The sequence below is a fragment of the Marimonas lutisalis genome, from assembly GCF_005434965.1.
GTDB classification, from domain to species: Bacteria; Pseudomonadota; Alphaproteobacteria; order Rhodobacterales; family Rhodobacteraceae; genus Marimonas_A; species Marimonas_A lutisalis.
Window position 1 is genome coordinate 681,283 of sequence record NZ_SKCI01000001.1, and the last position, 14,379, is coordinate 695,661.

Genomic DNA, 14,379 nt, shown 5'->3' on the forward strand with positions numbered 1-14,379 from the left:
GCAAGACATGCCCGTGAAGAACCGATTTGCCGAATTGCAGGCCGAGATCACCGAATGGCGGCGGGATATCCACGCCCATCCCGAAATCCTGTTCGACACGCACCGGACCTCGGCGCTGGTGGCTGCGAAGCTGAAGGAATTCGGCTGTGACGAGGTGGTTACCGGCATCGGCCGCACCGGCGTGGTGGGCGTGATCAAGGGCAAGAGCGACAGGTCGGGCAAGGTGATCGGGCTGCGCGCGGACATGGATGCGCTGCCGATCGAGGAAGCGACGGGGCTGGATTACGCGTCGCAAACGCCGGGTGCGATGCATGCCTGCGGCCATGACGGGCATACGGCGATGCTGCTCGGGGCGGCGAAATACCTGGCCGAGACGCGCAATTTCGACGGCACCGCGGTGGTGATCTTCCAGCCTGCCGAGGAAGGCGGCGGCGGCGGCAAGGAGATGTGCGACGACGGCATGATGAAGCGGTTCAACATTCACGAGGTGTACGGCATGCATAACTGGCCGGGTAAACCGGTGGGTAGTTTCGCCATCCGCTCGGGCCCGTTTTTCGCCGCGACAGATGTTTTCGACATCCATTTCAAGGGGTTGGGTGGCCATGCGGCCAAGCCGCAGGAGACCGTGGACCCCACGGTGATGGCGGCGCAGGCGGTGCTGGCGTTGCAGACCATCGCCAGCCGCAACGCCGACCCTGTGGATCGCATCGTGGTGTCGGTCACGTCGTTCGAGACCTCGTCGAAGGCGTTCAACGTGATCCCGCAATCGGTGCAGATCAAGGGTACGGTTCGCACCATGTCGGCGGAGATGCGCGACCTGGCAGAGCGGCGGATCAACGAGATCTGCAACGGCATTGCCGGCACGTTCGGCGGCAATGCCGAGGTGGAGTATGTCCGCGGCTACCCGGTGATGGAGAACCACCCCGAGCAGACCGATTTCGCCATCGAGGTCGCCAAGTCGATCTCGGGCGATTGCGAGGAAGCGCCGCTGGTGATGGGGGGCGAGGATTTCGCCTTCATGCTGGAGGAGCGCCCCGGGGCCTATATCCTGGTCGGCAATGGCGACACCGCGATGGTTCACCACCCGGAATATAACTTCAACGACGAGGCCATTCCGGCCGGATGTTCGTGGTTTGCCGAAGTGGTCGAGAAGCGGCTGCCGGCCGGGTAAGTCACTGAAAAGAATGGGTGGGCTGAAAGCCCACCCTACGGTTTAGCCGCCGGTGTGACTCATGTGGCGGGGCATCTGCCCGCCGACTTCCTGCCGCGAATAGTCGAAATCATGGCCTTTGGGCTTGCGCTCGATCGCGGCGCGGATCGCGGCTTCGAGCGGGGCATCGTCGCCTGGGTGGGCGCGCAGCGGCGCACGCAGGTCGGCCTGGTCCTCCTGACCGAGGCACATGAAGAGCTCGCCGGTGCAGGTGAGGCGGACGCGGTTGCAGCTTTCGCAGAAATTATGCGTGAGCGGCGTGATGAAGCCTATCTTCTGGCCGGTTTCCTCGATCCTAACGTAGCGCGCGGGCCCGCCCGTGCGCTCGGCCAGGTCGGTGAGCGTGTAGCGTGATTCGAGCTGCGTGCGCAGATCCTTGAGCGACCAGTACTGGTCGAGCCGGTCCTCGTTGCCGATATCGCCCATCGGCATGACCTCGATCCAGGTCAGGTCCATGTCACGGCTGGCCGCCCAGTCAGTCATGGTGAAAAGCTCTTCGTCGTTCACGCCCTTGAGCGCGACGGCGTTGATCTTGACGCGCAGGCCCGCCTCTTGCGCGGCGTCGAGACCGCGCATCACGTTGTCGAGCCGCCCCCAGCGGGTGATGGCGGCGAATTTGTCGGGGTCGAGCGTGTCGAGCGAGATGTTCACCCGGCGCACGCCGGCGTCATGCAACTCCCCGGCAAAACGATGCAATTGGCTGCCATTGGTGGTCAGCGTCAGCTCTTTCAGCGCGCCGGACTCGAGGTGGCGTGTCATCGCGCGGAAGAAGGTCATGATATCGCGACGCACCAAGGGTTCGCCCCCGGTGATGCGCAGTTTCTCGACCCCCATGCGCACGAAGGTCGAGCACATGCGGTCAAGCTCTTCCAGAGTCAGAAGCTCTTTCTTGGGCAGAAAGGTCATGTTTTCCGACATGCAGTAGACGCAGCGGAAATCGCAGCGGTCGGTGACGGAGACGCGCAGGTAGGAAATCGCGCGCTGGAAGGGATCGATCAGGGGTGCTGTCATGACCCGGTGAATCTAGGCATGTGCGGCGCGGCGCGCAAGGGTGATTTGCGTGATTGATGGGGGCGCGGGAAGGGCGTAACCTGAAATGCATGAGACAGGGTTTTTTGAGTATTGGACTGGCCGTGATGGCCGCGGGGTGCGCGCAGATTTCCGTGACGGATCAGCCGGTTGCACCGGAGGTGAGCGGATCGGACCAGACCAGGCCGGTATCGCGGCCCGAGAGCGTGGCCACGGCGGTGCGCCCGCCGGCCGGTGCACGTACCGTGGAGCAGTTCGACACCACATCGGCCGAGGAAAAAAAGGCGGCCGCGGCGGCTGCGCAGGATGCGCAGGCCAGTGGCGCAGGGCGGCTGCTTGGGCGGACGGTTGCCTCGCTTGGGGATCCGGCGAAGCCGGGGTTGTGGATCAAGACACCACTGGTCCGCCAGCCCGGCAAGGGGCGCGTGGTCTACCCGAAAAACGGCAAGGCGGTCGAACTGGAGCTGATCCCGCTCGACGGGCCGGCCACGGCGGGCAGCCGCATGTCGCTGGCTGCACTGCGGGTGATCGAGGCGCCGTTGACCGACCTGCCCGAGGTTGAGGTTTACGCAGAGTGAAGGTTCCGCGCACCGTGGTAAATCGCGCCGCGCCGCCGCATGCGGCAGGGGGTGATCTTCGGCAGGCATCCGGCTGACATCCGTGCACCGCCGCAGCGCGGCAAATCTTAACGCTTTTTTCAGTTAACGGTGCGTGCGGTGGGCCGCCCCCCGGCACACGGCCCGCCCGCCCACCCCCGTGTGCCGGGGGGCTTGGTGTTTGCCCGCGACGGGGTGCGGGCCGAACGGGGCCATTCGAGTATTTCAGCCAAGAAAGACCAGCGGGGTCACTCTTCGATTGTCGGCTTGCGCGCGGTGGGGTTCTGCGGCAGCAGTGCGGCGGGGCTTTTCCAGCGCAGATCGTAGATCGGTTTTTCGAAGCGGCGATAGCTCCACTCGGCCAGCGCGATGATAAGGGGCACGCCGGTGAGCAGGATGAGCGTGGCGAGCCGGGGGATTTCCAGAACGTCGATGGTTTGTGCCTGGGGCAGGACCGAGGGGAACAGGCGGGCAAAGACGCGGGCCGCCTGGGCCATGATCCACCAGACCGCGGAATGGATGAGATAGATACCGAAGCTGGTCGTGCCGAGGCGCACGAGCAGCGGCTGGCTGAGCGCGCGTTTGATCAGCCCGTCTTCGGGCGAGCGGAAGAGCACCAGCAGAAGCGCGATGAAGGCTACAGAGAACAGCACCGAATAGCCCCTGTCATAGGGCCAGGGCCCCGTGATCAGCAGCGTGCCGACGGCGATGAAGGTGAGGTTAAGCGTCCGGGTGGAAAAGGTGAGCCGCGTTCCGGCGACGAAATGCGCCAGCAGCACGCCGACGAAGAAGGCGTAGATCGAGCGGGCAAGGCCGTGTGGGCGCTCATGTCGTGGCTGAGCAGGAAGTGGAAGCCCATCGCGGCGATGAGCCCCGAGGCCAGCAGAAAGGCGCGGGGGCGGCGGCGCAGGGTAAAGGCCAGCGCGGCATAGAGCACGTAGGTCCAGAATTCGGCCGAGATCGACCAACTGGGTTTGTTCCATGTCAGGTGATCCATGAACAGCATATGCGTCATGAAGAGATTGTGCAGGAAGGAATGCGCATCGTTGACGGCGAAGGGGGCGATTCCGCGATTTGGACCGAGAATTGTCGCCGGAGGGCCGAAGGTGGCCGGAGCTTCCGTGGATTGTTCCCGGAACCGCGCCAATCGCTGGGCGCGTGTCGCGGGCCTAGGGCAGGTGCCGGGCCGCTTCCTTGCGGGCGAAAGGTTTCATCCGGTCGCCATAGCGGGCCAGGAAGGCGCGGGTGCGGTCGGGATCGTGTTTCGAGAGATCGCGGAGCCACCAGGCCACGGCCTTCTGTATGAACCATTCGGGATCGTCCACGTAGGCCGCGGCCCAGCCCAGCACCCGATCGCGGATCGCCAGGTCGGCGGGTTTGGGGTGGTTCTGCTTCGTCCAGGGCAGGGTGATGACGAGCGCGGCGCGGCGGGTCCACATGTGATCGGAGCGGGTCCAGGCTTCGACGTCCTCGATGCGGGCGGGATCGGCCAGAAGGCGTTTCTGACCGGCCATGCAGACGTGATCGGCAATGGCCCAGCTGTCGAAATCGGGTACCCAGCTCTGGATCAGGGTCCAGGCGGCCTCATCTGGGCGCAGGCGGGCCTGGGTGAGCAGTTTGGCGGCGGCGATGCGGGCCTCGAAGATGTCGGCCTTCCAGAGTTGATCGGCGAGGGCGACGCGCTCTGGGACAGAGAGGGTCTGCCGCCAGGTTTTCGAAATCTCGTTCAGCGCGGGGTTGGGGATGCCCAGCACCGGCCGCGTCTGCTTGTGGTATTTCGCCTGGCCTTCGGCGCGGCCGGGCTCGATCCGGGCGCGCAACTGGTTCAGCGCCTCTTCGAGGGTCATCTTGTGGGCGCCCCGTCGAGCGTGACGCTGTTACGTTCGGCCCAGTAGGTGCGGATCACGTCCTCGCCCTTGTCCTCGCTCCACTTGTCGAGCGTGTCGCGGTCGCACTGGAAGTCCATGAAGGGCACGGCATAGCCGCAGGAGGTCTGCACCAGGTCGATGGCCATGTCATAGACCTGGCGCGCGCCGGGATGGGGCGGGAAATGGGCGCCCAGCGCGTCCCAATCGGGATCGCCGGCATGGATGGTGCGGGCGGTGCCATAGGCGCGCAGGATGAGCGGCCGGGTCGTGAAGGAGCACCACATCAGCGTCATGCGGTTTTCCTGCAGCAGGTGGCCGGCGGTTTCATTGCCCGAGCCGGTGAGATTGCGCCAGAGAATCCGGTTGGGGCCAAGAACGCGCAGGCTGTCGCTGCCCTTGGGGGAGATGTTGACCCGGCCGGTGGGGGCGGCAGTGCCGGTGAAGAAGATGTGCTGGTCTTCGATGAAGGCTTTGTGCACGTCCTCGAGGGCTGGGAACTGCTTGGCCATTATTCCACCGTCACCGATTTGGCGAGGTTGCGCGGCTGGTCGACATCGGTGCCCTTGGCGACGGCGGTGTGATAGGCCAGCAGCTGTGCGGGCAGGGCGTAGAGGATGGGGGTCAGTAGCGCATCGACCTGCGGCATCAGGAGGGTGATCCAGGCGTCGTCGGCAGCCTCGGACGCGCCGGCCTCGTCGGTGATCAGGAGCACGCGGCCGCCGCGGGCGATGACCTCTTGCATGTTCGAGGTGGTCTTGTCGAAGAGGCCGTCGCGGGGGGCCATCACCACCACCGGTACGTGCTTGTCGATCAGGGCAATGGGGCCGTGCTTGAGTTCGCCCGATGCATAAGCTTCGGCGTGTATATAGCTGATTTCTTTAAGTTTAAGCGCGCCCTCAAGGGCGAGGGGATACATCAGGCCGCGGCCCAGGAAAAGGATATCGCGGGCCTCGGCCAGCTTGCGCGCGGCGTCGGCCATCGGGCGCGAGCGGTCGAGCGCGGTGTTGAAGGCCGAGGGCAGCGCGCGCAGCTGGCTGAGCAGATCGGCCAGCCGGTCGGCATCCAGCGCGCCGCGATCATGCGCGGCCTTGAGGGCGAGCATGTAGAGCACGGTGAGCTGGCAGGTGAACGCCTTGGTCGAGGCGACGCCGATTTCCGTGCCGGCCAGGATCGGCAGGGCGAGATCGGATTCGCGCGCGATCGAGCTTTCGGGGACGTTGACGACCGACAGGATGGTGGAGGCCCTGCCTTCGCAAAAGCGCAGGGCGGCCAGGGTGTCGGCGGTTTCGCCGGATTGCGAGACGAAAAGCGCGGCGGTGCGCGCCGGAATGGGCGGTTCGCGGTAGCGGAACTCGGACGCGATATCGACATCGACGGGAATGCCGGCCAGCTGCTCGAACCAGTATTTCGCGGTCAGGCAGGCATAGAAGGCGGTGCCGCAGGCCACCATGGTGAGCCGGTCGATCCCGGTGAAATCGAGCCCGGCGCCGGGCAGGACCACCGATTTCCCGTCTTCGGAGAGGTAGTGCATGATCGCCTCGCCGATGACCTTGGGCTGTTCGGCGATCTCCTTGGCCATGAAATGCTTGTGCCCGCCCTTGTCGACCTGGGTGTTCTCGATCGACACCGCGCGGATTTCGCGGTTGGCCGGGCGACCTGCGGAATCGAGGATTTCGAGCGTGTCGCGGGTGATGACGGCGAAATCGCCCTCTTCGAGATAGGTGATCTGGTTGGTCATCGGCGCCAGCGCGATGGCGTCACTGCCCACGAACATCTCGCCCTCGCCATGGCCGATGGCCAGGGGCGAGCCCTGGCGCGCGGCGATCAGCAGGTCATCTTCGCCCTCGAAAAGGAAGCAGAGCGCATAGGCGCCTTCGAGACGCTTGATGGTTTCCAGCGCGGCATCACGCGGGGACAGGCCCTGGTCCATGTAGTATTGCACCAGCAGCGCGACGGTTTCGGTATCGGTTTCGGTCGAGAAATGGATGCCCTTTTCGGCGAGATCGGCGCGGATGTCGCGGAAATTCTCGATGATGCCGTTGTGCACGACGGCGACGGGGCCGGCGCGATGGGGATGGGCATTGTCGACCGTGGGTGCGCCGTGCGTGGCCCAGCGGGTATGGCCGATCCCGGCCTTTCCGGCGAGCGGATCATGCACCAGCAGGTCGGAGAGATTGACCAGCTTGCCCACCGCGCGGCGGCGGTCGAGATGGCCTTCGTTCAGCGTGGCGATGCCGGCGCTGTCATAGCCGCGATATTCCAGCCGCTTGAGCGCCTCGACGAGGAGTGGGGCGGCTTCGTGATTGCCGAGGACCCCTACAATACCGCACATTATCCGGCCTCCTTGTCGCGTTTTGCTTTCTTGACCTTTAACATTTCGAACAATTTGACGGCGAGGCCGGGTTTGTTGACCTGCTCGGCCCGGCCGATGGCCATGGCGCCGTCGGGCACGTTCTTGTTCACGATCGTGCCGGTTGCCGTCATCGCGTCGTCGCCAACGGTGACCGGGGCGACCAGCATGGTGTTCGAGCCGACAAAGGCCCGTGCGCCGATGCTGGTGTGGTGTTTCATCACGCCATCGTAGTTGCAGGTGATGGTGCCCGCGCCGATATTCGTGGCCTCGCCAACGCTGGCATCGCCGATATAGGTCAGGTGGTTGGCCTTGGCGCCTTCGGCCAGCGTGGCGTTCTTGATCTCGACGAAATTGCCGACATGGACGTTTTCCGAAAGCTCGGCCCCGGGGCGCAGGCGGGCATAGGGCCCGACGATGGCGCCGCGGCTGACATGGCAGCCTTCGAGGTGGGAGAAGGCGCGGATGCGGGCGCCGGATTCGATGGTGACGCCGGGGCCGAAGACCACGTTCTGTTCGATCAGCGCATCGCGGCCGATCACCGTGTCATGGGCGAAATGCACGGTTTCGGGCGCCGGGAGGGTGATGCCGTTCTCGAGTGCCTCGGCCCGGGCGCGGGCCTGAAAGGAGGCTTCGGCCTGGGCCAGTTGCGCGCGGGAATTCACGCCCATGGTTTCCGCCTCGTCACAGGTGACGGCGGTGGCCGAAAGGTCGCGGTCGCGGGCAATGGCGATGATATCGGTCAGGTAGTATTCGCCGCTGGCATTGTCGTTGCTGACGTCATCGAGTAGGTCGAAGAGTGTTTTTGTGGAAGCGGCAATAACACCGCTATTGCAGAGAGTTATCGCGCGCTCTTCATCTGATGCGTCAGCGTGTTCGACGATCCGTTCCAGGGTGTCGCCGGACATCACCAGCCGGCCGTAGCGGCCCGGATCGGCGGCTTCGAACCCCAGCACGACAACGTCGTGGCGGGTGCGCGCGGCGGCCATGTCGGCCAGGGTTTCGGGGCGGATGAAAGGCGTGTCCCCATAGAGCACGATCACGTCGCCGTCCTGATCGGCGAGGGCATCGCGCGCGCAGAGAACCGCGTGACCGGTGCCGAGCTGTTCGTCCTGGAGCACGACCTCGGCCGTCTCGTCGAACGCCTGCGCGGCAGCGGCGACGAGATCGGCGCCGACCCCGGCGACGATCACGGTTTTTTCCGGCTCGAGCGCCGCGCCGGATTTCATCGCGTGCACGAGAAGGGGCGCGCCGGCGACTTCGTGCAGAACTTTCGGGAGGTCCGATTTCATCCGCGTGCCTTGCCCCGCGGCGAGGATGATCAGGCTCGTGCTCATCAAGGTTTCTCTTGTTATTGCCTTCGCGCCCGTTTTATCCGGTTCAAGTCGTATGGCAAGGGCGGGCGCGATCAATATAGATTGCGGCATGTGACAGGGGCAGGCGGGTTTTCGCCGGAAGGACGGACCAATGAAATCTGTGATTTTCGATCTGGACGGGACGCTGGCGGACACCAGCGGAGATCTGATCGCGGCGGCGAATGCCTGTTTCCGGGCGATGGGCGCGGGCGACATGCTGGATGCCATGGGCGATGCCGGAACGGCGCTGCGCGGCGGCAAGGCGATGCTGCGGCTGGGGCTGTCGCGGCTGGAGCGGGCAGACGAGGCCGAGATCGAGCGCTGGTATCCGCGCCTTCTGGAGGAGTATGCCGGGGCGATCGACCATCATACGGTGCTGTATCCCGGGGCAATGGAGGTGGTCGAGTTTCTGGCGGGGGCAGGGTTCGGCGTGGGGATCTGCACCAACAAGCCCGAGGCGCTGGCCGAGCGGCTGATGCAGAGCCTGGGCGCGCGGGATGCCTTTGGCGCGCTGGTGGGCGCCGACACGCTGCCGGTGCGCAAGCCCGACCCCGAGCCGCTGCGCGAAACGGCCCGGCGCCTGGGCGGAGATCCGGCGCGCTGCCTGCTGGTGGGGGACAGCGACACCGACCGCAACACCGCCCGCGCGGCCGGCGTGCCCAGTGTCCTGGTCACCTTCGGCCCATCGGGAGAGGACATGGCGGCGCTGGAACCCGAGGCACTGATCGATGCCTTCGAGGAATTGCCGGACGTGGTGGAGCGGCTGTTGGGGTAAGCCCGGCCAAGCTACTGCCCAAGGTTGTGAAGCTTGACCCGGGCAACACCGGGGTGGCAGCCTGCCAGCAGTGATTTAATGCGTACGCTTTTGTCCCTGACAGAAACAACGCGACCGATTTTGATGAACGAGACCCGGATTCTGGATCTGGTGGACCTGTGTTACCAGGCGCTGGATTGCGCGGATACATGGCAGCATTTCGTGGCCGAGGCCTGCGACATGTTTCAGGCGGATGCCTGTGATTTCACTGTCGAGGACTACAACTCGGGCGTGGCGACCGCATTGGGCTCGGTCGGGTTCGATCCGGGCTTTCGGGTGGATTATGATATTGATTTCCTGGGGGAAAACGGCTGGATCGAGCAACTGAAGAACCTGCCGCTTGGGCGCGCCTTCGAAAACCAGATGGAGCCCGAGGATTTTGAAAACTCAGCCTATTACAACGAATGGGTTCGGCCACAGGGATTTCGCCATGCGATCGGGGCATTGCTGGACAATTCCGGCGCGCGGGCGATCCATTTCGGCCTGTTGCGGTTGCGGGATCGCGATATGTTCGAAAGAGACGATGCGCGCCTGATCGACCGGGTCTTGCCGCATATGCGCCGCGTGGTCGACCTGCGCGGCCGGCTTGCGCGGATCGGGGCGGCAGAGGCCGCTATGCAGCACCTTGTCGAAAGTCTGCAGATGCCGGCTCTGTTGCTGGATGAAGATGCGCGCCTGGTGGAAGCCAACACCGCTGCGCAGGAGTTCCTGCGCGCAGAAGAGGAGATGCGGGTCCGTCGGGGCGTGCTGCGGTTTCGGGACCGAGAGGCCGAGCTTGCGTTGGGTCATGCGCTCGCGACGGCTGCGCATATCGAGCTTCTGGCCGAGAGCCCGCAGCGGTGCGAGATCGTTCTTCGGCGGCGAGATTTAGCTTCACCGGCGATGATCATCGATGTCATCCCGCTGCGTTTTGGTTCGAGCCATGGCGCGCAAGGGCCGCTTTCCCTGGTCATCATCACGGATCCGGCAGCATCAGTCGATGATACGTCCGCCGTGTTGTCGCAGATCTGGGGGCTGACGCCGACCGAGGCGAAACTGTCGCTGGCCCTGGCCAACGGCGAGAGCCTGGCGGCGTTCAGCGCGCGGCTGAACATGAGCATCGGGACCGCGCGCTGGCACCTGAAGAACGCCGAGGGCAAACTAGGCGTGTCCAGTATCGCGGCACTGACGGCAATGGTGCAGGGGGCCCTGCGCCGCCCGTGACAGGGCCGCCCCTCCCATGTGGTAGGGGACGGAATGCCCCTCTCTTTTCTACCTTCGAGCCACGGCCATATGGCGGGGCCGGGAATTTAAAGGAGGGCGTTTCATGGGAAGATTTCTGACAGGCGTTTTTGCCGCAATCGCATTTTCGGCCACGGTGATGAGCGGGCCGGTTCTGGCCCTTGACGTGCCGGAGAAAAAGCGCACCGACATCGGGTTGTACCTGACCGCGAGCGAAGCGGCGCAGATGCGGGCATCCCGGTCCGGGACACTTTTGATCGACGTGCGCACCCGGGCCGAGGTGGCCTTTGTCGGGCAGGCGGCGGGCGTGGATCGCAATATCCCCTACATGGTCGTCGATGAATTCTGGGAGTTCGACGCCAAGAAAAGCACCTACAAGCTGAGCGTCAATCCCGATTTCGCGGCCAGGGTCGCGGAACTGGTGGCCGCCCGCGGATTGGGCAAGGATGCCACTCTCATCCTGATGTGCCGTTCGGGCAGCCGCAGCGCGAAGGCGGCAAACCTGCTGGCCAAGCTGGGATATGCGCAGGTCTACTCGGTGGTCGACGGCTTCGAGGGGGACAAGGGGCCGAGCGGCCTGCGCGATGTGAACGGCTGGAAAAACTCGGGCCTGGCGTGGAGTTACAAGCTTCCTCCCGAAACGGTCTATTGATCGTTTCGATGCGCCTTCGGCGCCAATCGAGCGGCAGGCGGGCTGTAATGGCCCGCCTGCACCCCGATTTGGCCAGCCAGGACGATTGACGCGCGCCGCGTGCCGACGCACAAAAGGCACATGAGCGAGATTTTCAAAGGTAATTTCACCCAGCAGGAGCCGATCCCGGACGAGGCGATCGCGGCGGCCGTCGAGGTGATGAAAACCGGCCGGCTGCACCGTTACAACGTGGCAGGCGACGACCCGGGCGAAGTGGCGCTTCTGGAACAGGAATTCGCAAGGGCGATGGGGGTGAAATACTGCCTGGCCGTGGCGTCGGGCGGATATGCCATGGCCTGCGCCCTGCGCGCGGTCGGGGTAAAGCCCGGTGACAAGGTTCTGACCAACACCTTCACGCTGGCCCCGGTGCCGGGGTCCATCGCCAGCGTTGGCGCGGTGCCCGTGTTCGTGGGCGTGACCGAGGACCTGGTCATCGACCTCGATGACCTTGTGGCCAAGGTCGGGCAAGCGAAGGTGCTGATGCTGAGCCATATGCGCGGGCACCTGGCGGACATGGACCGGTTGATGGAGATCTGCGACGCGGCCGGCGTAACCGTAATCGAGGATTGCGCCCACACGATGGGCGCGAAATGGCGCGGGCGGCTGAGCGGCACCGACGGGCTTATCGGGTGCTATTCGACCCAGACGTACAAGCATCTCAACTCCGGCGAGGGCGGGTTCCTGGTGACGGATGACGAGGATGTCGCCGCGCGCGCGATCATCCTGTCGGGCTCCTACATGCTTTATGGCCGGCACCTGGCGGCGCCGGGGCCCGAGGTGTTCGAGCGGGTGAAATATGTCACCCCCAACGTGTCGGGGCGGATGGACAACCTGCGCGCAGCGATCCTGCGGCCGCAGCTGCGCCGGCTGGACGCGCAATGCGAGGCGTGGAACGCACGATACCGCGCGGTCGAGGACGGGTTGCGCGGCACGCCGGGCCTGACCGTGGTCGAGCGGCCCGCGGAGGAATATTACGTGGGCTCGTCGATCCAGTTCCTGCTGCTGGACTGGGCCGAGGAGCAGATCGACGCGGTTCTGAAACGCTGTGCCGCGCGCGGCGTCGAGCTCAAATGGTTCGGCGGGGCCGAGCCCACGGGCTTTACCAGCCGCTATGACAGCTGGCGCTATGCGCCGTCCGAGCTGATGCCCGAGAGCGACCGGGTACTGAAAGGCATCCTGGACATGCGCCTGCCGCTGACCTTCAGCCTGGAGGATTGCGCGCTGATTGCGCGGATCATCCGCGCGGAGGTGGGCGCGGTGTTCCAGGGCGAGGCGGCGTGAGGCGCATCATCGCGCTGGACCTTGCGCGCAGCGCGGCGTTGCTGCTGATGGCAGTGTTTCACTTTACCTACGACCTGGAGATGTTCGGGCTGATCGCGGGCGGCACGATCGCGTCGCCGCCCTGGCGGCTGTTTGCGGAGTGCATCGCGGGCAGTTTCATCTTTCTCTCAGGGATCAGCCTGTGGCTGGCGCATGCGCAGGGCCTGCGCTGGCGGGCGTTCTGGCGGCGGCTGGCGGTGGTTGGCGCGGCGGCGGCGCTGGTGAGCGCGGCAACGCTGATCGCGATGCCTCAGGTGTTCGTCTATTTCGGCATCCTGCATTGCATCGCGGTGTCGGGGCTGGTGGGGGTGCTGTTCCTGCGCCTGCCGGCGGTGGTGACGCTGCTGGCGGCGGTCGCGGTGTGGATGGCGCCCGAATATCTGCAGGACCCGGCGTTCAACCAGCCGTGGCTGTACTGGTCGGGGCTGGCCACCCAGGTGCGCCCGGCGATGGATTTCGTGCCGGTCCTGCCCTGGCTGGCGCCGGCGCTGGCCGGGCTGGCCCTGGCGCGGCTGGCCGATGGCGCCGGGCTGTTCGAGCGCCTGCGCGGTGGGGGGACCCCGGCGCGCGCGTGGCGCTGGCTGGCCTGGCCGGGGCGGCATAGCCTGATGGTTTACCTGCTGCACCAGCCGGTTCTGATGGGGCTGGTCTGGTTTTTCGTGCAGTTGCGCGCGCTGGCGTGACGCGAAGCGGTTGATCCGAATCGGGTGATCCGGTAGGAAATGAACAAGTGTTCAATAAACTGGAGGGCGGCCCATGTTCATGGGAGCGATGAATTTCGATCTGGGCGAGGATGTGAACGCGATGCGCGAGATGGTGCATCGCTGGGCGCAGGAGCGGATCAAGCCGATGGCCGCCGAGATCGACCAGAAGAACGAGTTTCCCAACGAGTTGTGGCGCGAATTCGGCGAGCTTGGGCTTTTGGGCGTGACCACGCCCGAGGAATACGGCGGCTCGGACATGAGTTACCTGGCGCATGTGATCGCGGTTGAGGAAATTGCCCGCGCGAGCGCCAGCGTCAGCCTGAGCTATGGCGCGCATTCAAACCTCTGCGTGAACCAGATCCGCCGCAACGCGACCCCGGAGCAGAAGGCGAAGTTCCTGCCCAAGCTGTGTTCGGGCGAGCATATTGGCGCATTGGCGATGAGCGAGCCGAGCGCCGGGTCGGACGTGGTGAGCATGAAGCTGCGCGCCGACAAGAAAAATGACCGTTACGTTCTCAATGGCAACAAGTACTGGATCACCAACGGGCCGGATGCCGATATCCTGGTGGTCTATGCCAAGACGGACATGGACGCGGGGCCGAAGGGCATCACCGCCTTCATCATCGAGAAGAGCATGGTCGGATTTTCCACCTCGAACCATTTCGACAAGCTCGGGATGCGCGGCTCGAACACGGCCGAGCTGATCTTCGACAATGTGGAAGTGCCGTTCGAGAACGTGCTTGGCGAAGAGGGCAAGGGCGTGGCCGTTCTGATGTCGGGGCTCGATTACGAGCGCGTGGTGCTGAGCGGCATCGGCACCGGGATCATGGCGGCCTGCATGGACGAGGTCATGCCGTATATGAAAGAGCGCGAGCAGTTCGGCCAGCCGATCGGGAATTTCCAGCTGATGCAGGGCAAGATCGCCGACATGTATACCAGCATGAATTCGGCCCGCGCCTATGTCTACGAGGTGGCCAAGGCCTGTGACCGCGGCGAGGTGACCCGGCAGGATGCGGCGGCCTGTGTGCTTTATGCCAGCGAAGAGGCGATGAAGGTGAGCCACCAGGCGGTGCAGGCCTTTGGCGGGGCGGGGTACCTGAACGACAACCCGGTGGGCCGGATTTTCCGGGATGCCAAGCTGATGGAGATCGGCGCGGGCACGAGCGAGATCCGCCGGATGCTGGTGGGCCGGGAACTGATGGGCCTGATGGGGTGAGGATC

General features: G+C 64.9%; 15 protein-coding genes. 8 read left to right on the forward strand and 7 right to left on the reverse strand.

Features of this window, described 5'->3' with window-relative positions; translation table 11 throughout:
• Window positions 1-7: 7 nt before the first annotated feature.
• Entirely contained in the window at window positions 8-1,171 is a 1,164-nt protein-coding gene (locus E0501_RS03305; RefSeq protein WP_137699914.1) for a M20 aminoacylase family protein, read from the forward strand.
• A 42-nt stretch (window positions 1,172-1,213) separates the two neighbouring features.
• Here E0501_RS03305 and moaA read toward each other — a convergent pair whose 3' ends face one another.
• Window positions 1,214-2,221: a GTP 3',8-cyclase MoaA gene (gene moaA, locus E0501_RS03310; RefSeq protein ID WP_137699915.1), complete on the reverse strand. Its 1,008-nt coding sequence runs from the start codon at window positions 2,219-2,221 to the stop codon at window positions 1,214-1,216.
• 89 nt (window positions 2,222-2,310) lie between these two features.
• Between moaA and E0501_RS03315 the strand changes: the two genes are divergently transcribed.
• Window positions 2,311-2,817 (forward strand): hypothetical protein, encoded by a 507-nt coding sequence (locus E0501_RS03315; RefSeq protein WP_137699916.1) that lies wholly within the window; start codon window positions 2,311-2,313, stop codon window positions 2,815-2,817.
• 266 nt (window positions 2,818-3,083) lie between these two features.
• Here E0501_RS03315 and E0501_RS03320 read toward each other — a convergent pair whose 3' ends face one another.
• From E0501_RS03320 to glmU, 6 genes are read right to left on the reverse strand one after another with little or no spacing between them, the layout of a single operon-like run.
• The gene (locus E0501_RS03320; protein ID WP_161594538.1) at window positions 3,084-3,614 is read right to left on the reverse strand and encodes an acyltransferase family protein; all 531 of its coding nucleotides are present in this window, start codon (window positions 3,612-3,614) and stop codon (window positions 3,084-3,086) included.
• A complete protein-coding gene (locus tag E0501_RS21085; protein WP_161594539.1) occupies window positions 3,524-3,982 on the reverse strand; it encodes a hypothetical protein in 459 nt (152 codons plus the stop codon). The genes E0501_RS03320 and E0501_RS21085 overlap by 91 nt, the downstream gene beginning before the upstream one ends.
• Before the next feature lie 22 nt (window positions 3,983-4,004).
• On the reverse strand, window positions 4,005-4,682 hold the full coding sequence (locus tag E0501_RS03325) for a DNA alkylation repair protein (protein WP_137699918.1): 678 nt from the start codon (window positions 4,680-4,682) through the stop codon (window positions 4,005-4,007).
• Complete coding sequence (locus E0501_RS03330) at window positions 4,679-5,212, reverse strand: pyridoxamine 5'-phosphate oxidase family protein (RefSeq protein ID WP_137699919.1); 534 nt, start codon at window positions 5,210-5,212, stop codon at window positions 4,679-4,681. Before E0501_RS03330 ends, E0501_RS03325 begins: the two co-directional genes overlap by 4 nt.
• Window positions 5,212-7,035 (reverse strand): glutamine--fructose-6-phosphate transaminase (isomerizing), encoded by a 1,824-nt coding sequence (glmS, locus tag E0501_RS03335; RefSeq protein WP_137699920.1) that lies wholly within the window; start codon window positions 7,033-7,035, stop codon window positions 5,212-5,214. The genes E0501_RS03330 and glmS overlap by 1 nt, the downstream gene beginning before the upstream one ends.
• Window positions 7,035-8,390 (reverse strand): bifunctional UDP-N-acetylglucosamine diphosphorylase/glucosamine-1-phosphate N-acetyltransferase GlmU, encoded by a 1,356-nt coding sequence (glmU, locus tag E0501_RS03340; RefSeq protein WP_137699921.1) that lies wholly within the window; start codon window positions 8,388-8,390, stop codon window positions 7,035-7,037. The genes glmS and glmU overlap by 1 nt, the downstream gene beginning before the upstream one ends.
• 130 nt (window positions 8,391-8,520) lie before the next feature.
• On the opposite strand from glmU, the gene E0501_RS03345 reads away from it, so the two are divergent.
• The 6 genes from E0501_RS03345 to E0501_RS03370 all read left to right on the forward strand — a co-directional run bounded on the left by E0501_RS03345 (window position 8,521) and on the right by E0501_RS03370 (window position 14,374).
• A complete protein-coding gene (locus tag E0501_RS03345) occupies window positions 8,521-9,183 on the forward strand; it encodes an HAD-IA family hydrolase (protein ID WP_137699922.1) in 663 nt (220 codons plus the stop codon).
• Window positions 9,184-9,306: 123 nt separating this feature from the next.
• Window positions 9,307-10,425: a helix-turn-helix transcriptional regulator gene (locus E0501_RS03350; RefSeq protein ID WP_161594540.1), complete on the forward strand. Its 1,119-nt coding sequence runs from the start codon at window positions 9,307-9,309 to the stop codon at window positions 10,423-10,425.
• 103 nt (window positions 10,426-10,528) lie between these two features.
• The gene (locus E0501_RS03355; protein WP_137699924.1) at window positions 10,529-11,095 is read left to right on the forward strand and encodes a rhodanese-like domain-containing protein; all 567 of its coding nucleotides are present in this window, start codon (window positions 10,529-10,531) and stop codon (window positions 11,093-11,095) included.
• 120 nt (window positions 11,096-11,215) lie between these two features.
• A complete protein-coding gene (locus tag E0501_RS03360; protein WP_137699925.1) occupies window positions 11,216-12,415 on the forward strand; it encodes a DegT/DnrJ/EryC1/StrS family aminotransferase in 1,200 nt (399 codons plus the stop codon).
• Entirely contained in the window at window positions 12,412-13,137 is a 726-nt protein-coding gene (locus tag E0501_RS03365) for a heparan-alpha-glucosaminide N-acetyltransferase (protein WP_137699926.1), read from the forward strand. The genes E0501_RS03360 and E0501_RS03365 overlap by 4 nt, the downstream gene beginning before the upstream one ends.
• A gap of 73 nt (window positions 13,138-13,210) precedes the next feature.
• Complete coding sequence (locus tag E0501_RS03370; protein WP_137699927.1) at window positions 13,211-14,374, forward strand: isovaleryl-CoA dehydrogenase; 1,164 nt, start codon at window positions 13,211-13,213, stop codon at window positions 14,372-14,374.
• The last annotated feature ends 5 nt before the right edge of the window (window positions 14,375-14,379 follow it).